The sequence below is a fragment of the Bacillus aerius genome, from assembly GCF_029894105.1.
Classification (GTDB): domain Bacteria; phylum Bacillota; class Bacilli; order Bacillales; family Bacillaceae; genus Bacillus; species Bacillus altitudinis.
Window position 1 is genome coordinate 3,670,304 of sequence record NZ_JARYHO010000001.1, and the last position, 17,817, is coordinate 3,688,120.

General features: G+C 39.2%; 16 protein-coding genes and 1 riboswitch. Of the genes, 9 read left to right on the top strand and 7 right to left on the bottom strand.

Features of this window, described 5'->3' with window-relative positions:
* Positions 1-6 precede the first annotated feature (6 nt).
* On the top strand, positions 7-768 hold the full coding sequence (locus M2353_RS19020) for an ABC transporter ATP-binding protein (protein ID WP_284725912.1): 762 nt from the start codon (positions 7-9) through the stop codon (positions 766-768).
* A gap of 658 nt (positions 769-1,426) precedes the next feature.
* Entirely contained in the window at positions 1,427-2,605 is a 1,179-nt protein-coding gene (locus M2353_RS19025; RefSeq protein WP_284725913.1) for a response regulator aspartate phosphatase, read from the top strand.
* Positions 2,606-2,698: 93 nt separating this feature from the next.
* Here M2353_RS19025 and M2353_RS19030 read toward each other — a convergent pair whose 3' ends face one another.
* The 5 genes from M2353_RS19030 to M2353_RS19050 all read right to left on the bottom strand — a co-directional run bounded on the left by M2353_RS19030 (position 2,699) and on the right by M2353_RS19050 (position 9,188).
* Entirely contained in the window at positions 2,699-3,547 is an 849-nt protein-coding gene (locus M2353_RS19030) for a PRD domain-containing protein (RefSeq protein ID WP_008347382.1), read from the bottom strand.
* A 31-nt stretch (positions 3,548-3,578) separates the two neighbouring features.
* Positions 3,579-5,045, bottom strand: a complete 1,467-nt coding sequence (locus M2353_RS19035) for a glycoside hydrolase family 1 protein (protein WP_025208280.1) — start codon at positions 5,043-5,045, stop codon at positions 3,579-3,581.
* 4 nt (positions 5,046-5,049) lie between these two features.
* Complete coding sequence (locus tag M2353_RS19040) at positions 5,050-6,909, bottom strand: beta-glucoside-specific PTS transporter subunit IIABC (RefSeq protein WP_284725914.1); 1,860 nt, start codon at positions 6,907-6,909, stop codon at positions 5,050-5,052.
* A 330-nt stretch (positions 6,910-7,239) separates the two neighbouring features.
* The gene (locus M2353_RS19045; RefSeq protein ID WP_284725915.1) at positions 7,240-8,193 is read right to left on the bottom strand and encodes a hypothetical protein; all 954 of its coding nucleotides are present in this window, start codon (positions 8,191-8,193) and stop codon (positions 7,240-7,242) included.
* A gap of 101 nt (positions 8,194-8,294) precedes the next feature.
* A complete protein-coding gene (locus M2353_RS19050) occupies positions 8,295-9,188 on the bottom strand; it encodes a hypothetical protein (protein ID WP_284725916.1) in 894 nt (297 codons plus the stop codon).
* 182 nt (positions 9,189-9,370) lie between these two features.
* Between M2353_RS19050 and M2353_RS19055 the strand changes: the two genes are divergently transcribed.
* Together M2353_RS19055 and M2353_RS19060 are read left to right on the top strand one after the other, a co-directional pair.
* Complete coding sequence (locus tag M2353_RS19055) at positions 9,371-9,922, top strand: PadR family transcriptional regulator (protein WP_008347390.1); 552 nt, start codon at positions 9,371-9,373, stop codon at positions 9,920-9,922.
* A gap of 4 nt (positions 9,923-9,926) precedes the next feature.
* A complete protein-coding gene (locus tag M2353_RS19060; protein WP_008347392.1) occupies positions 9,927-10,415 on the top strand; it encodes a DUF4188 domain-containing protein in 489 nt (162 codons plus the stop codon).
* 10 nt (positions 10,416-10,425) lie between these two features.
* Here M2353_RS19060 and M2353_RS19065 read toward each other — a convergent pair whose 3' ends face one another.
* Positions 10,426-11,049 carry an NUDIX hydrolase gene (locus tag M2353_RS19065; protein WP_052320578.1) on the bottom strand — a complete coding sequence of 208 codons (624 nt, stop codon included), beginning with the start codon at positions 11,047-11,049 and terminating at the stop codon, positions 10,426-10,428.
* 170 nt (positions 11,050-11,219) lie between these two features.
* Between M2353_RS19065 and M2353_RS19070 the strand changes: the two genes are divergently transcribed.
* Complete coding sequence (locus M2353_RS19070) at positions 11,220-11,426, top strand: helix-turn-helix transcriptional regulator (protein WP_025208285.1); 207 nt, start codon at positions 11,220-11,222, stop codon at positions 11,424-11,426.
* Positions 11,423-12,103 (top strand): DUF3169 family protein, encoded by a 681-nt coding sequence (locus M2353_RS19075; protein ID WP_284725917.1) that lies wholly within the window; start codon positions 11,423-11,425, stop codon positions 12,101-12,103. The genes M2353_RS19070 and M2353_RS19075 overlap by 4 nt, the downstream gene beginning before the upstream one ends.
* Positions 12,104-12,150: 47 nt before the next feature.
* On the opposite strand, the gene M2353_RS19080 is transcribed toward M2353_RS19075, so the two are convergent.
* Positions 12,151-13,497: an amino acid permease gene (locus tag M2353_RS19080; protein ID WP_047946697.1), complete on the bottom strand. Its 1,347-nt coding sequence runs from the start codon at positions 13,495-13,497 to the stop codon at positions 12,151-12,153.
* Positions 13,498-13,658: 161 nt separating this feature from the next.
* Positions 13,659-13,738, bottom strand: a riboswitch (glycine riboswitch).
* 276 nt (positions 13,739-14,014) lie between these two features.
* On the opposite strand from M2353_RS19080, the gene M2353_RS19085 reads away from it, so the two are divergent.
* The 3 genes from M2353_RS19085 (at position 14,015) to M2353_RS19095 (ending at position 17,782) form a co-directional block, all read left to right on the top strand.
* On the top strand, positions 14,015-15,031 hold the full coding sequence (locus M2353_RS19085; RefSeq protein WP_268418579.1) for a LacI family DNA-binding transcriptional regulator: 1,017 nt from the start codon (positions 14,015-14,017) through the stop codon (positions 15,029-15,031).
* Between the two features lie 648 nt (positions 15,032-15,679).
* Positions 15,680-16,861, top strand: a complete 1,182-nt coding sequence (locus M2353_RS19090) for an MFS transporter (RefSeq protein WP_007497314.1) — start codon at positions 15,680-15,682, stop codon at positions 16,859-16,861.
* 18 nt (positions 16,862-16,879) lie between these two features.
* Positions 16,880-17,782: a shikimate 5-dehydrogenase gene (locus tag M2353_RS19095; RefSeq protein ID WP_008344408.1), complete on the top strand. Its 903-nt coding sequence runs from the start codon at positions 16,880-16,882 to the stop codon at positions 17,780-17,782.
* Positions 17,783-17,817: the final 35 nt, after the last annotated feature.

Below are 17,817 nucleotides of genomic sequence, written 5' to 3' on the forward strand. Positions count from 1 at the left end.
TTTCACATGGAACAATTAATTGAAGCGAAGCAATTGTCTTTACAAATTGATTCATTAAAAGGACAAAAACAGACCATTCTTAGAAATATTCACTTAACCATTAAACGTGGAGAATTTGTCACCATTATGGGACCTTCAGGGTGTGGAAAAACCTCTTTGCTTTATCAACTTAGCGGTATAGAGACATCCTCCAGAGGGGAAATCAAATATAACGGTCAACTGCTATCAGAAATGACAGACAAACAGTTAACAGCTTTGCGCTTATCAGAGATGGGATTCGTCTTTCAACACAGCCACTTACTAAAAAACCTCAATCTATTTGATAACATCATTGCTGCAGCTTACTTAGCGAAGAAAATGCCGAGAAAAGAAATCAATGAACGAGCGAAATATTTAATGGAGAAACTTGATATTGATCATTTAGCTGATAGATATTTATCAGAAGTATCAGGAGGACAGCTCCAAAGAGCCTCTATCTGTCGAGCTCTTATGAATGAACCAAACATTCTTTTTGCCGATGAGCCCACAGGTGCTCTTAATTCAAGCACCACAAAGGAAGTCATGGATATTTTTTCACAAATCAATTCTGAAGGAACAACTCTGCTTCTCGTCACCCATGATCCAAAAGTGGCCCTTTGCTCTGAAAGAATTTTGTTTATGAATGACGGTGAAATTTCAGCCCATTTAAATTTAGGAAAATACGATCACTTTACCGCTGAGAAACGAGAGGCCTTGTTAAACAAGTGGTTACAAAACTTAGGGTTTTAATTGGTGTCAAACAGGCAGAAAGCTGCCTGTTTTATTTTTTCTTACACTCAAAGGAGTAATCCATAGTCAAACTATTTGTTTCTAGTATGATTTTGCCGTCTTCTTGTTGACAAGATTCTGTCAGCAACTCAATTTCTTTGCTATAAAAGTATCTCTTTGAGATATAAAGAGTGACTAAAACAAGTAAAAGCGTCGTCATCACAATTGTCATTTGCCAGTTTAACATTTGAAATCTTTTTTTCATTTCAACATCCTTTCTGAAAGGTCAACACTTGTCTCGGATATTCGCCTTTCTCAGTAACTACCAGTTTCTTTTCCAAAATCATCTAGCAACATCATAACTGATTTTCCCTTCTAGATCGACCTTTCATTGTTCTTCTCTCATAGCTAAAAAAGCTTTATTTCATATATTCGGATGGTATTTTCGACCATAAACTTAAAACTAATAGTATCTATCACGTTTTTAGACTTTCAAAAAAAGATTTTACTCATTTGAATAAACAATCAATCATCAATACAATAACGTACATCTCATGACATAAGGTCCTTTTTATTACCTCCTGTCAATCACCTCCCAGAAACGATTATATTTTACCAAAAATTGTGATATCGTTTTTTATTGAAACAGGCGAAAGGATGTTAAAGAGGTGAAATTTCCATGAAAATCATTTCAGCTGAACAGGTGGGGAACCGTTTAAATGATTGGCGAATTGCCATTCGTAAGCATGATGTGCACAATGCAAAGACAATCTACACAGAATTAAAGGAATTACTTCAAGAGATGGAAGAGAATCAGGAGGTCTTGACCTACTATTCATTGCTAGAAGGCAAGTTTAAGCTCATGTTATATGAACGAAGAGGTAAAAAACTGAATGAACCGACAGTGCTAGAATACCCTTCTAAAACAAACGACTTAATTGAATATTATTTTTACCTATATAAAGCCCTTTACGCTTCATATAACAGAGACTATGCATCAGCCATCGGACTGTTTAAAATTGCTGAGAAAAAACTACAAAACATTCCTGATGAAATAGAAGTAGCAGAATTCCATACGAAGGTCGCAAACCTATATATGATGCTTCGCCAAAGCCTGATTTCACTTCATTATATTCAGAATGCTATCGATATTTTCAAAGGTCATGATGGCTATGAAAGAAGACTGGCAGCAGCTTTTGTGATCGCAGCCACCAACTTCTTGGATATTGGCGATTTCAAAAGAGCTGAGAATTACTACACAAAAGCATTACACATCTCAAATCAATTAAACGATCATTTTTTAGCATCACAGATTTATCACAATATCAGTATTCTATATGCCGAAGTTGGAGAATCAAAAAAATGTATTGATGCCCTAGAAAAGGCTCTTAGTGATGATGACTACCTTTCATCTTGTTATTTCGAACACTCCATGTTTATGTTACTAAAAGAGCTACTCTCCATTGATGAAAAGTCGCAAGCTCTCTATTATTTTGAATTAGTCAAACAAAAACAAGAAATAGACAGAAACCCCATCTATACAGCAAAAATGAATTTTCTCTATCACCTATATTTCACTGAAGACATATCCAAAAAAGCTCAAACCTGTTTCGATGACATCAGTATTCTGAAAGAATTAAAGGATGTTGAAGGTGCCCGTGAATTAAGTGCACTAGCTGCCAAACACTTTGAAGAGCTAGGTTCAATTCACCAAGCATACCTCTTTTTGAAGGATGCCTATCAATTAGAACACACTACACTTAATTGGAGGAATTATGATGAAAAAAGTGAGTTTACTCATTTTCGCTTTAGCCATCGTTGTTTTCGGACAAACGGTGTCTTACAATTCGTTAGATGATACAAATTTTGGCCCAACAGAACGACCTATCGGAACATAAACCGATACAATACAAATAACCACTTGCCTCGTTACAAGGCAAGTGGTCCACATTTATTTTAGTTCTTGATAAGAAATGAGGCGGTGAATATGTACCGCCAGATACGTAAGTTCGTCATTAGGAATAACAATACTATGCACCTGTTTAATATAATCTTTGATTTTGAAAGCTACATCCATCGCTTGAGGATACAAGTGTGCAATTTGTTCAAACAACTCATTTTCTTGATCTGATAATAATTTATTTGCGTAAAATCTTTCAACAAAGAATTTCACATGTGTAATAAATCGGCTGTAATGAATATTCTCTTGATCCATTTTCATATTCAACGTATAGCGGACGAGATTCACAATACTTCCAATCATCTTGGCATACTTCATGCCATCTTTAGAATCGGACTCTTCACCTAACGCATTAATTAAATGGAAGGCGATATTGGCCGCTTCTTCCTTTGGTAATTGTATGCCCAATGTATTGTTGACTAACTCAAGCGCATAATTACCTACTTCAAATTCTTCAGTATAGTAGTTTTTGATTTCCCAGTATACTCGATTTGTAATATTAATATTCTTCTTGTGCCGTTCTACTGCAAAATTCAAGTGGTCCATCAAGGTAAAATAGACACCAGAATTCAGACTTGAGTTTAAGCGTTTTTCAGCATATTGAACAATATGCTGAGTTAAATCGATAAACTCTTGTGGCATTGAATCTAATAGTTGGAGAAATTCCTTCGCTCTCATGTTATCGACAGACATAAACACTTGATCTGCCTTCTTTTCTTCAATCATTTGACCTGGTTTTTGTCCATAACCAATCCCCCGGCCGAATAGAACCATCTCCTGTTGGTTCTGATCTTCAGCCAGAACCACACTCGAGTTTAAAACTTTTTTGATTTTAAACATCGTCATCACCTGTTTTCATGATTGTGGTTTTTCAATCAAGCGATTCACCATTTGTTTCAATGACCTTTTTGTACCAATAAAATGAGTCTTTACGAGAACGTTTTAATGTACCGTTTCCATCGTCATCTTGATCTACATGAATGAACCCGTATCGTTTTGACATCTGTGATGTACCTGCACTAATAATATCAATTGAGCCCCAGCTCGTATATCCGAAGAGGTCAACGCCTTCTTCCACCGCTTCTCTCATTTGGCGGAAATGCTCTTTGAAATAGTTAATACGATAATCATCGTGAATTGATCCATCACTTTCAACAACATCTTTTGCACCCATGCCGTTTTCTACAATGATCAGTGGTTTTTGATAACGATCATATAATTCTATTAAAGAAATTTTCAGACCAACCGGATCAATTTGCCATCCCCAATCAGTAGATGGAAGGTAAGGATTTTTGACCCCACGGATGGTATTTCCATCCGTTTTTTCTAATCCTTCATCAGCTGATTCAGTTAAAGACATATAGTAGCTGAACGAGATAAAATCTACTGTATTTTCTTTTAAAATAGAAAGATCATCTGATTCCATTTGGATATGAATGTTTTTTCTCTCAAGCATGCGCTTGATAAGCGGTGGGTATTCACCAAATACCTGAACATCTGCATAGAAATAGTTTTCTAAGTTTTGTTTCAATGCCCGCTCCACATCATTCGGATGACAAGTGTGCGGATACGTTGTTAATTTTGTCAGCATACACCCTACTTGACTGCCTGGTATGATGCGATGACAATCTGCTGTTACGAGTGCAGAGGCAATAAATTGATGATGGAGTGCTTGATAAACCGTTTCTTCCTCTTTCCCTTCTGGGCAGCGATCAGGAATAATTCCTGCTGTAATAAAAGAGTGGCGGTGAATACTATCTATTTCATTAAAGGTAAGCCAATATTTCACATCATGTTTATAGCGTTCAAAACATACATTGGCGAACTTAACAAAGAGATCAACGACTTTTCTTTCAACCCAGCCATTATATTTCACGCTCAGCGCTAACGGCATTTCATAATGTGACAGCGTCACAATCGGTTCTATGTTGTGTTTTTTCATTTCTGCAAATAAACGATCGTAAAATTGGAGTCCTTTTTCATTTGGTTCTTTCTCTTCTCCAGTTGGGAAGATACGGCTCCATGCAATAGAAATGCGAAGAGTTTTAAAACCCATTTCAGCAAATAGAGCCAAATCCTCTTTATAGTGGTGATAGAAATCAACACCTCTGCGTTTTGGGTACTTTTTATCATCTGGGTCTTTCATCGCTCGATCTATATTTTCAGAAGTAACAGCTAGATGCCCTTCATAATCTTCTACACTCAAATTAGACCGGTACATCGCAATATCAGCAACAGATGGGCCCTTTCCATCTACATTCCAAGCGCCTTCTGCTTGGTTGGCGGCAATGGCGCCGCCCCATAAAAATCCTTTTGGAAAACCTTTTATTGTCGTCATATGTTTAGCCTCCTAATTGGGTGATAACCATCAATGTATCTTGGCGATTGACCTCTTGTAATGGCTGTACCTTAATATCATATTGATCTGTATTCGTGATGACAGCAAGCGTAACTGGATCGTATCCTGCTTCCATGATTTTTTCTACATCAAATTCAATGAGTAAATCCCCTGCTTGTACACGATCTCCTGCCTGCACTTTTGGATAAAAATACTGTCCTTCCAACTGTACAGTATCAATGCCAATGTGGAATAATACTTCCACCCCTTTGTCCGTTTTCATACCAAGTGCATGGTTTGTTTCGAACAGCAAGGTGACCTCACCATCTACTGGTGCATATAACGCTCCTTCTGAAGGAACAATGGCAATTCCGTCTCCCATGACCTTTGAAGAGAAAATATCATCTTTTACTTCAGATAGAGAGATCATTTGACCAATCACAGGGCTTTTGAAAGTTTCCCCTGCTCCAATTTGTTCAGCAAATGCATCTTGATCATTTGTCTTTTCTTCTACTTTTTTACCCTTACCTAATACAAAAGCAGCGATAAAAGCAACAACAAAGGAAATGACAGCTCCAATGACAGCAAACATTAGATTTCGTGGAAGCTCATCTGATATAAACATCGACATACTTGCTAATCCAGGACCAACAAGTACAAAAGCTTGTATACCAACTAATCCAATGAAGATCCCGCCAACAAACGAACCAATCATGACACTTCCAAGTACGCGTTTATTTTGAAGTGTCACACCATACAAAGCAGGCTCTGTGATGCCAAAAAATGCTGAAATTCCTGCCGAAATGGCTGTTGATCTGAGTACCTTGTCTTTCGTGCGTAGTGCCACTGCGAAACATGCTCCACTTTCCGCAATATTATGCGCAAGTGATGCTGGTAAATAAAGTGCTTCTTTCCCGAGGTTCCCCATCGTTGTCACTGCATAAGGGACCATTGCTTTGTGCATGCCTGATGCAACCATAAACGGGAGTACCGCTGCTAATATTGCGACAGCTACCCAGCCTACTGTATTAAACATCGCAAGAATAACGGATGAAAATCCTTGTCCTGCTGTAAAACCAAGTGGTCCTAATAACAGTAACGTAACTGGTACAGTAATGACTAATGACATCATTGGGACAAAGAAAATCCGAATTGGTTTTGGTGAAAATCGTGTGAAGAATTTTTCCATTTGAGCGTAAAGCAATACAGAAAGGATTGCTGGAAACACTTGATACGCATAAGCTATATTTTTTACGTCGAATGACATTAATTGCGCACCTTCAGTAAGCATGGCTGTCATGTTCGGAAGAAGGAGTGCACCGACTGCTGATAATGCGACCAGTGGGTTTACCTTTAGTTTATTTGCCGTTGTGACAGCGACTAGTAATGGCAGGAAGTATAGTGGTGCGTCACCCACCATATTCAGTATTTGATAGGTTTCGCCTTTTGCATCCACCCAGCCTAATAAAGAGAAAAGGAGAAGAAATGATTTTAAAATTCCTCCACCTGCGATAGCCGGAACAAGCGGCTGGAAGACACCCACAATGAAATCTAATAGAACTGTGCCTGCTTTTCTTTTTTCTTTTGGCTGATTGGATGGCACGCCTTGCCCGGATGAGCTGCCGCCCATTAAATTTGTTACCTGTTGATACACTTCAATCACGTCATTCCCAATGACCACTTGGCATTGTCCTGACATTCTGACGGCTATGACACCTGGTGTTTTTTCTAATGCTGGTACATCTGCTTTTTTCTGATCAATTAGTGTGAAGCGAAGTCTTGTTGAGCAGTGTTCAAGGTGCGCAATGTTTTCTTTACCACCTACATGCTGTAAAACATCTTTGGCGACTTGTGTGTAATCCATTTTTTCTCCTCCTTTTCTCATACATGAGACCTATATTTTGGCAATAAAAAAAGGACCTAAAACGACAAATTAAAGAAATTCATCGTTTTTAGATCCTGCCTGCATGACCAGTCACATGTCTAATTTATTTATATCGGATTTGTTTTTAGTATATATTGATTATATGAAAGCGTCAACATTTATTTTTCTGAAATTTATTAAGGTCTATATACCCAAAATACTTTTCTTTATTTACTTAAAGCAACTCTTTTGTTCCTTCTATCATCAATCAACAAAATGTTTCTCCATAAAAAACCAGATAAGTTGATTCACTCATCTGGTTTAAGATGCCTATTTTCTCTTTTCTTCTGCTTTCTTTTTAAATGCTTTCGCTTGTTTTTCATATTCCTTTTTCGTGACAGCTTTTAACTCTACCGAATCGCCTGTCATGATATATGGTTTAGGGAGTTTTTTATATTCCTGACGCGTGAAAGCTCTTAACTCTATTGTACCGTTGGTCTTTTTAATTGGCAGTTTGATTGATTTTGCATCTCGATCAGTCGAACCTATCAGTACACCTTGTTCAATTATAGGATCATAGCTCATGTCTAAAAATCCTCCACCATCCGTAAAGCCTCCGACTTCTAATTTCATTTCTTTATAGGGCTTACAACCATCTTCAGAAACAGTTGTTATTAGAAAAGAGCCGAGCCATCCATTCTCAATATGCATGCTTTCCACTTGTAAAAATAGTTGTTTGTCCTCTGCCGTATATAGAAAACCATATACCTTCGCTACTTTATCCCTGAAGTGTCTCATATTGTCATAAAATCTAGTTTCTGATGTATCAACTAGATGTTGATGTCGATCTTGAATTTTTTTGTGATACGAATCTAGCTTTTTTCGATTGATTGCTTTATATATCCTGCTTTTCTTATCACCTTGTTTTTTTACAGATAGGTCTTTCCCAGACATTTGAACTTCGTATATGATTGTTTCTTTGCCTTGTTTGACTCGAAATTCATAACCGTTTTCCTTTGAACTCCCGGACACTACATATTGTTTTTTATATATTTTGGGATCCCACCATATTTCTTCTATATACTTTTCATTCAAATGCCCCGTTACTTTGCCTTTATTCTCAGATATCTCAAACCAGCTCATTCTATCCTTCGTTTTATACGCAAATGCATAGGCATGATTCAATGAATTCTTTTGTGCGATTGCTTGATATGCTGTCCAGCCGCCTCCACCTAAGATGAGTACTGCCAGGATAGACACGACCCACATTTTCAGTTTACTCATACGTACCTCCACTCAAATATGTTTTGAAAAACCTTCATGATCCCTATTTATTCTGATCGCCCTGAAATGCCATTCACAACATTCATCTGTTCCAACACGATCTACTTTTGCCATTCTTTCGCCTTCTTTTTGAATGCTTCTGTTTGTTCTTGATATTCCTCTTTCGTGACCGCTTTAAATTCTATTGTCCCGCCTGCCATTTTAAAAGGAAATTCAATGTATGTTGCGTTCCGGTCAGTTTCACCTAAAATAAAACCCTTTTCAATTGCAGGATAAGTACTCAAATCAAACATCATCCCATCTGAAACTCCACCAGCTGTATGTTTCGTTTCTTTATAAGGTTCACCACCATCTCCTGGGGCCTTTCTCATTAGAAAAGAACCTGCCCATTCAGACTGCATATACATTCGTTTTACTTTTAGAAATAATTGGTACGAACCATCCTCTGCCGTATACAGATAACCATAAGCGCCTGTTACTTTCTTAATGAAGTTTCGTACATAATCATGAAATCTATTTTCCGTGTCATCCATCAGTTTCTCATATCGAGTATGAATGTCCTGTTGAACAGCACGTAGGTTTTTTTGATCAACTGCTTTGTATGTGATGCTGTGCTTTTCACCTTGTTTTTTCACAGAAAGATCCTTTTCGGCAAGGTGAACTTCATATGTGACCGTTTCTTTCCCTTGCTTCACATAAAATTCGTAACCGTTTTCAATTGATTTCCCAGTTAATTGATATTTGTTGATAAATAGATTGGGATCATAATGCCTTTTCGGATTTTCCTCTAAAATGGTTTCATTCAGATGACCTGTTACTTTTCCGTTTCTTTCCGTTACCTTGAACCAGTTCACACGATCATGAGTCTTATATGCAAAGGCGTAGGGATGATTCAAACCACTCTTTTTTGCGATTGCTTGATAGGCTATCCAGCCGCCTCCACCAATCAGTAGTACCGCCAGAATAGTCATGATCCAGATTTTCGATTTACTCATATGTCCCCTCCAAACTATGATCGTTCACTCTATATGAAGGATTCATCTCATTGATTAACAAATCAGTGATCTCTTCACCTCCTTTCTAGCATTTATTTTTTTCTCATACCTCTTGTATCTGCAGTTATACATCGTTTATTATATATCTAAATGATATATCTTTTAGATAGGTGTGTTGATCAATGAAAAAATACAATGATACGACGTATGCGATTTTGGGGATTTTGACGACAGATTGTAAGTCTGGGTATGAAGTGAAGCAATTAATTGATAGGAGCTTGCATCACTTTTGGAAAATTAGTTATGGACAAATTTATCCAGCTTTAAAGTTAATAGTCGAGGAAGGGCTTGCGAAGGTTTCACCCGCTTCTACAACTGGGCGCTCAGACAAGCGTGAGTATCATCTGACTGAAAAAGGGCTGGACACGTTGAGGCAATGGCTGGCGCAGCCGCTCGATCAAGTACCATCAGAACGAAATGAAGTGTTATTAAAGTTATTCTTTGGTCAATATCTTTCGTTTGAGAAAAAATTGGTGCTTTTACAGGATTATGAGAGGCAGCTCCGTATCCGTTATGAGACGTATGTTGCGATTGAACAAAACATTCAAGAGCTGTATCCAGATGAAGCTGATGCGAAGTATTGGCTGTATACGTTAGATTACGGAAAGAAAGTGGCGCAGGCTGGAATTGATTGGTGCGTGGAGACCTGTGAATCGATGAAGAAAGAAGGGTGAACAAATGAAAAAAAATATACGTGCTGGCAGGTATACAACAGACAATTCTGAGCCGATTGTTGTGTTCATTATCGGAATGAGAATCAATAAACGCTGGGCTGTCCATCAATGGCTGCCAGTATTTAAGGCGATGCCGGGGATGATCAAAGAACTTTATACACATCAAGAAGAACTTGGTTTTCTCGGGACAGAAAATTACTTCGGTTTACGCACCACCACCATGATCCAATATTGGAAATCAACAGAGGATCTCCTTGCCTACGCCAAGATGGAGAAGCATTTGGCTGCTTGGAAAGGATTTAACCAAAGAGCACGAAATAATGACGCGGTCGGAATTTATCATGAAACGTATCAAATTCAAGCCGGCTCATATGAATCTATCTACGTGAACATGCCTTCATATGGATTGAGCCAAGCTAAAGCGCCCATCCTAATTGGAAAAGGGAAAGGAAAAGAAACCGCAAAAGAACGCCTTTCTACAACAAATTCCTAGAGCTGATTCTCTAGGAATTTCTTTTTGCAACCATCACAAAATGTTTTAATATACGGGCAGTTAATCCCCAAATGGTGTAACGATCGTAATCATAAAACCACTCCTCAATCGAACGACTCCCCCAGCTGTATTTTTCACCATTCATGATTTTTTCATAAGGAAAGTCCTCTCCTGGTGTTGGCTGCACCGATACATGGTGTAAGTATGGTTCGTATTGGCTGAGCCATGATAGAGGCACAGTAAAGGTCTCCTCTACTTCTTCTTGATTAAAGGAATGTTTGACCTGCTGTTCATCAATGATTCCGACAAATGGATATACCACAAAGGATGGAGAGGCAATATAAGGACTGAGCTGTCCTAACACCTTGACGGATTCGGGCGGAATCCCTAGTTCTTCATATGTTTCCCGCAGTGCAGCTTCTTGTGCGGTTTCGCCGCCGTCGAGTTTGCCTCCTGGGAAGCTAATATCGCCAGGCTGTTTTCTCATCGTCAGTGATCGCACTTCAAATAAAACATGCCATTCCCCGTTGACTTGCACCAAAGGGACAAGGACTGCCGCTTTGAACGCTGTCTCTTCTCCGATAAATAGCGGCTGTGATTGATGTAAGTCACTTTTTAATTGATCAATGAACATGGGCATCACCTATTTTCTGTTTCTCTTTTCTTTAGCGTATCATTGATTCCCTTTTGAATAAAGGCGATCTTTCTGACAATTATTTTTATCATTTTGACAATTATACTTGTCAAAATGAATATAATACTTTACAATCAAGATAACATTTTGATCAGAGTTGAGGTGACAGAATGAAAAATCGGCTAAAAGAGCTGCGAGCACGTGATGGTTTAAACCAAACGGAGCTTGCGAAACGGGCAAAGGTTTCCCGCCAGACGATCAGCTTAATGGAACGAGATGAATTAATGCCGTCTCTCTTACTTGCTATGAGGCTTTCACGTATTTTTCAAGAACCCATTGAACAAATTTTTCTATTCGAGGAGGATGAACTCACATGAAAACTGTATACAAAATGCTCTTAGGTGCTCTCCTTGGTTTTCTCGGTGCTTACTGTTTACTGGCATCCGAATTTGAGATGACACTTCTGCAGACAGCATTTGAAGCGACTCTTGTCATCACTGGCTTGACAGTTCTATTCATCATTTATTGTTTTTCAGGCATTTCACGCATGAAGAAAAGAGTCTCTCTTTCGGTATCTGGTGATGAGGAGGATGAACTCGAGGTAAAACAGTATCGAACCTTTACTGATGTAACGTTAGCTAATACGGTGAGTACCATTTTATCGATCATTGCAATTGGTATTTCCATCGTGACTGAGCAGCCACTCTGGCTGATTCTCGCAAATGCTGCCTTATTTTTGATCACCGTCATTCTTTCTTATGTGTCGACCTCTGTCCTAAAGCTCGTCTATCCTAATCGTCACCTACCTAGTCCAACCGATAAAGATTATGGCAAAAAACTGCTCGCCATTTCTGATGAAGGCGAAAAGCATGTGATGCTCGATGGGCTTTTTCACACTTTTCAAATGATGAATATTTTATTGACCGGTGCCATGTTTATTTTGATTGTCTATTCTCTTGGCGCCAATCACTCTCAGCTCTTCTCCATCATCGTCGTTGGACTTGTTCTGATCATTCTTAATGCATACTATATGTTGAAGATTCGAAATCGTTAAATAAGCAAAAGCACAGCCATTTAAAAAGGCTGTGCTTTTTTCGTTCATTATGCTGAACGACGTTTCTGTCGTGCATAAATCAAAAATAAGAACCCAAACCATACTGGTGTCAATAACAGGGCTGGACGTGTCGCATCAGCGAAAAGCATGATGACAAGAATGGCAGCAAAGAGCACAAGAACCGCTATATTCACAAAAGGTGTAAATGGCGCTTTAAAGGTAGACGCCTTATGCAGTTCAGGACGTGTCTTCTTATATTTCAAATGACATATTAAAATAATACTCCATACCCAAATGAAACAAATGGCACTAATCGTTGTCACAATACCGAAGGCTTGTTCAGGAATTAGCTTGCTTAAAAGAGCCCCTACTGACACCACAATTGTCGACACAAACAGGGCATTACTTGGAACAGCGTGCTTATTCAGTCGGCCAAAAGATGCCGGTCCTTGTTTTTGATGACTGAGATTATACAAAATTCGGCTCGTTGAGAACATACCGCTATTACAAGCAGACGCCGCAGATGTCAGGACGACAAAGTTGATGAGTCCCGCCGCTACTGGTATCCCAATGAGCCCAAAGGTTTTCACAAAAGGACTTTCTGATGCACTGAGTTCTGTCCATGGGTTGATGCATAGTAATACAAAAATCGCACCTACATAGAAAAATAGAATTCTTAATGGAATTTTATTAATCGCGGACGGGATATTTTTTTGCGGATTCGCTGTTTCTGCTGCTGACACACCGACAAGTTCCACGCCCACATACGCAAAAATCACCATCTGGAATGACAATAAGAAGCCTGTCACACCATTTGGAAATAATCCTCCGTGTGACCACAGATTCGTTACCGTCACGGGCCCTGCATCTGTTTGGAAACCAATGATTAACAGGACAATTCCAACGCCAATCAACAGTAATATCGTAATCACTTTAATCAGTGCAAACCAAAATTCCATTTCTCCAAAAAGCTTCACCGTTAATAAATTAAATCCTAGCAAAATCAATAAACAAATAATAGCAGGAATCCACTGCGGAATATCAAACCAGTACTGCACATACACCCCGACCGCAATAACATCCGCCATCGCTGTCATAATCCAGCAAAACCAATACGTCCATCCTGTCACAAAGGAAGCCCATGGTCCAAGATAATCCTCTGCTATATCCGTTAAAGACTGATAGCCCGCCTTAGATAAGAGCAATTCTCCAAGTGCCCTCATGACAAAAAAGATGGCCATTCCGACAATTAAGTACGCAAAAATGATCGATGGTCCAGCCAATTGAATGGCCTTTCCAGACCCTAAAAACAGCCCAGTTCCAATCGTTCCGCCAATGGCAATTAATTGAACATGACGGTTTGATAAATCTCGCTTTAACTCTTGTTGTGCCAATTCCAACACCCTCCTACGACACGATCCTATACTGAAATAATGAACTCTCAAAAGTCCATAAAAAAAGAGATTGGATGCGCTCCAATCTCACGGTCATAAAAGAATAGCAAAATAGAGAAAAGCAATACACAGTATGATCCATGCATCACAAATACAATATTTCGTACTCTTCTGTCCTTTTGCCTGAGATTGTGAACCCTTCGGCGCCGCACATACATGCGGTCTCTCCAGAAGCTGCTCCTGCCATAGTGTGACCCACAGCAATCATAGCCTTCGATATTCACTTTAAATGTTGCTATTTCTGAATAATTTTATATTTTACGCCTCTAAAAGAAAGCTGTCAATGGTAATCTTTTAAGATGTTGTTTCCTCCTTATCTGAAGCTGATATGACATCACTTCATCAACACCCCTTGATTAAGGTATAATGAAACAAAGAATGTTCGGCTCGTTTGGTGGAGACATCCATCTTGATGATGAACCATAGTTAGGCAATCCAATGAAGTTGGTGAAGACAAATGAAAAAAATGAACAAACAGCGTGTGACATTACAAGAAGTCGCTCGGCATGCCGGTGTATCGACTTCAACGGCCTCACTCGTTGTTCGCAACAACCCTAGGATCTCTGAAGCCACCCGGAAAAGAGTGCTGCAATCCATGGAGGATTTGGGATACGTGTACGATCGCGTCGCTGCCAACATGCGGTCGAAAAGTTCAAATATTGTAGGTGTGATCGTCACGGATATTTCAAACACCTTTATTTCTGAATTTTTAATCGGTGTGCAAACCACCCTTGAGTCACTTGGCTATACCGTTTTACTTGGGACAACCTTTGATAGTGTGGATAAGCAGGAGCGGCTCATCTCCACAATGGTAGAGCACCGAGTGGGTGGAATCATCTTAAATCCAGCATCGAAAAGTTCGACACGAACGGTGAAACAATTAAACAACATTCGCACACCAAAAGTATTGGCAAACCGTGAATTAGCAGATGTCCATTGTGATTATGTCGGCGTTGATTATGAACAAGGCACTTGGATGGCGGTCCGTCATCTTCTTCAAAAAGGGCATCGCCGCATCGCCTTCTTAGGTGGAATCAAATCCTCCTCGACTTGGATTGAACGGATGAAAGGGTTCAAAAGAGCCCATGATGATGAAGACCTAACGATGGATGAATCTCTTATTATCGATATGGTGCCTACCCGTGAAGGCGGGAAAGAAGCCCTTGCCCAAGTGATTGACCTTCCCGAACCACCTACTGCTATTTTTTGCTTCAGTGATTTAGTGGCGTTTGGGGTGATTCAAGAATTGGCAGCGCGTGACATCAAGCCTGGTGAAGACATTGATGTAGTTGGGTTCGATAACATCCCTGAAGCGGAGATGTATCACCCGCCGCTCACCACAGTCTCATCATTTCCACGATCCATTGGAGTCAAAGCAGCCAACCTTTTGTATCATAAAATGAACGAGCAGGATGAAGAACTGCAGCGATTGATATTAAAGCCTCAACTTCATATTCGAGAAACCTCGACATGATCATGAAAAGGAGAATTGCAAAGCGATTCTCCTTTCAGATTGTTGACAAAGGGCTAAAATGAACTTTATTTTAGCCCTTTGTCTTCTTATCAGCGTGATAGAAAACCTTTGCAGTCTAGGAAGGACGAGCACTGGCACGGAGCGAATTTGACATTCGTGAGTACCAGCGCACAGGACTGACAAAGAATGCGAGGGTTTGTCTACACGCTGAAAGGAGAATTGCAAAGCGATTCTCCTTTTTTTATTGATCAAGTCAACTATTTCTTTATTACATTTTTCTTTTTTTAAATCGCAAAGTCATAAACTTGACACATTTTATACACAGGAGTATATTTATCTCGTTGCTTCTTTTAGTATATCGTTATACCTTTTGTGAACATATCGTTATTTATCATATCAACTACAGTTAAAGATGGATCTTTTGATTCTGATCAAATCGATGAAGTCCATCAACTTATGATAACTGTTATTATTTTTAATTATTTAGTAGAACGATGTACTTATTTGAAGAACAGATGAATATTCATTATTTTTTCATCAATCACACAAGGGGTGTTGTGATGGACTTAATATTATTTACGTTTAAGGAAATAACAAAGGGTAACAAGAATTTGGCCCGAACAGGGTTTCAAATATAGGAGTAGGAACATGAAAAATCCATACATTAAATCATCACTTGGCATGTACTTAAACTATTTCATGCTAGGCATGATCAATATTATTGTGGCATCAAACATGGAAAGCTTATCTGAACGCTACCATGTAGATATTCCAAAAATCAGCTTGCTTGTATCAGCAATCGGTATCGGTAAATTAATTGCTCTCTTTTTCTCTGGCCGGCTGGCAGACAGCTGGGGGCGAAAACCTGTCATTATTACAGGTAACTTTCTCTACTTATTATTCTTAATTGGGATTCCAACAACGACCAATTATACATTGGCTTTCATTTTCGCCATTTCCGCAGGGATTGCGAACTCATTACTTGATTCAGGAACATATCCTGCTTTGACAGAGTCATTTCCTAAAAAAGCAAGTTCAGCTTCTGTATTAGTGAAGGCGTCTGTATCAATTGGTGCGACTGTTCTTCCATTTATCTTGGCATTCCTTATTGCACATGACATCTTCTGGGGCTGGGCATTCTTTGGTCTAGGACTTCTCTATTTACTTGTAGGCATTTACTTGATCTTTATGCCGTTCCCAAATCATAAGCAAACGGCTTCTCAAAACGATCTTCCCGTTCAAGAGCAAATGAAGGAAGAACCGAAAATGTTTGGTGAAGGTTTAGCTGTTGTACTTATGGGATTCACGTCTACTGCATTATTTGTCGTATGGCAAACTTGGCTTCCACAGCTCGGGTTGAAATTGATTGGGCTTGGCTCAGGACAAGCGACACAGCTTCTTTCATATTTTAGTATTGGTGCACTCGTATCTGTTCTATTGCTTTCAATCGTATTAGATAAATTCATTTCACCGATTATGGTCGCCATTATTTACCCAATCGGGGCATTCCTTGCCATGCTTTCACTATTTCAAATCGAAACGTACGGCATTGTCATTGTTAGTACCTTTTTCTTAGGATTATTTACAGCCGGCATTTTCCAGTTGGCGATGAGTATTATGATGAAATTATTCCCTACAAACAAAGCAACGGCTTCATCATATGTCAACATTGCGGCAAGCTCAGCGTTTATCCTTGTTCCGCTGATTACAAGCGGACTCGTCAGCACGTACGATATTAAAATGACTTTATTCTTCGATATGATCATTGCGGTCATCAGCGTATTGTTAGCAGTCTTTGTTTTACGACGCATGAAAAAATTGTTTAGATAATTAAAGGAGATGTCAATCATGACAAACATACATGAACGTAATATTGATGGAAAAACAAAATTAGTCGGTCTTCTTGCAACACCAATCGGACACAGCCTGTCACCACGGATGCACAACCTTGGCTATACACTAACAGGAATCAACTATGCTTACCTTGCTTTTGAGGTAGGAAATGATGAACTAGAAGCAGCAGTAAACGGGATGAAAGCAATGGGTGCAGCTGGATTTAACGTATCCATGCCGAACAAAATGAAAGTACTTGATTACTTAGATGAACTAGATGATTCTGCAAAATATACTCGCGCAAGCAACACAGTTGTGAACAAAGATGGCAAGCTGGTTGGTTACAACACAGATGGTCTTGGTTACGTAAGAAACTTAATTGAACACGGCGTTGAATTAGCTGGACAAAAGGTTACACTCGTTGGATCTGGCGGCGCTGCAACACCGATCGCCATTCAGCTTGCACAATCAGGTATTCGTGAAATTAGTATTTTTGCTCGTAATGATCAATACTTTGTTCAAGCAGAGGAAAATGTAAATTACATCAACAACGAAATGAAATCATTCGGTGTCAAAGCGAATATTTTCCCACTTGAAGACAAAGACGCTTTCCGTCGTGAAGTAGCTGAAAGTGCGATCTTAGCAAACGGGACAAGCCTTGGCATGAAACCATTAGATGAGCTTAGCATTATTGACGATACCCTTGATGTATTACGCAAAGACTTAATCGTGACAGATGTCGTCTACAACCCGCAAAAAACAAAACTTCTTGCTCAAGCACAAGAAGCTGGTGCCAAAACGATTAACGGTCTTGGCATGATGCTATGGCAAGGTGCCCTTGCGTACAAACTCTTTACTGGCGAGGATATGCCAGTTGAACAAGTAAAACAAATTCTGTTTGAAAATGACCGTTTCTAAACGAAACACATAAAAAAGACGACCTCCGCTTTGGA

Excerpts from the sequence above, each read along its gene's own strand:
- M2353_RS19045 (WP_284725915.1), bottom strand. The coding sequence starts at position 8,193 with ATGAGTAAACTGAAAATGTGGGTCGTGTCTATCCTGGCAGTACTCATC.
- M2353_RS19055 (WP_008347390.1), top strand. The coding sequence starts at position 9,371 with ATGAAAAAATACAATGATACGACGTATGCGATTTTGGGGATTTTGACG.
- M2353_RS19035 (WP_025208280.1), bottom strand. The coding sequence starts at position 5,045 with ATGACGACAATAAAAGGTTTTCCAAAAGGATTTTTATGGGGCGGCGCC.
- M2353_RS19060 (WP_008347392.1), top strand. The coding sequence starts at position 9,927 with ATGAAAAAAAATATACGTGCTGGCAGGTATACAACAGACAATTCTGAG.
- M2353_RS19020 (WP_284725912.1), top strand. The coding sequence starts at position 7 with ATGGAACAATTAATTGAAGCGAAGCAATTGTCTTTACAAATTGATTCA.
- M2353_RS19030 (WP_008347382.1), bottom strand. The coding sequence starts at position 3,547 with ATGTTTAAAATCAAAAAAGTTTTAAACTCGAGTGTGGTTCTGGCTGAA.
- M2353_RS19090 (WP_007497314.1), top strand. The coding sequence starts at position 15,680 with ATGAAAAATCCATACATTAAATCATCACTTGGCATGTACTTAAACTAT.
- M2353_RS19085 (WP_268418579.1), top strand. The coding sequence starts at position 14,015 with ATGAAAAAAATGAACAAACAGCGTGTGACATTACAAGAAGTCGCTCGG.
- M2353_RS19075 (WP_284725917.1), top strand. The coding sequence starts at position 11,423 with ATGAAAACTGTATACAAAATGCTCTTAGGTGCTCTCCTTGGTTTTCTC.
- M2353_RS19095 (WP_008344408.1), top strand. The coding sequence starts at position 16,880 with ATGACAAACATACATGAACGTAATATTGATGGAAAAACAAAATTAGTC.
- M2353_RS19040 (WP_284725914.1), bottom strand. The coding sequence starts at position 6,909 with ATGGATTACACACAAGTCGCCAAAGATGTTTTACAGCATGTAGGTGGT.
- M2353_RS19070 (WP_025208285.1), top strand. The coding sequence starts at position 11,220 with ATGAAAAATCGGCTAAAAGAGCTGCGAGCACGTGATGGTTTAAACCAA.
- M2353_RS19025 (WP_284725913.1), top strand. The coding sequence starts at position 1,427 with ATGAAAATCATTTCAGCTGAACAGGTGGGGAACCGTTTAAATGATTGG.
- M2353_RS19050 (WP_284725916.1), bottom strand. The coding sequence starts at position 9,188 with ATGAGTAAATCGAAAATCTGGATCATGACTATTCTGGCGGTACTACTG.
- M2353_RS19065 (WP_052320578.1), bottom strand. The coding sequence starts at position 11,049 with ATGTTCATTGATCAATTAAAAAGTGACTTACATCAATCACAGCCGCTA.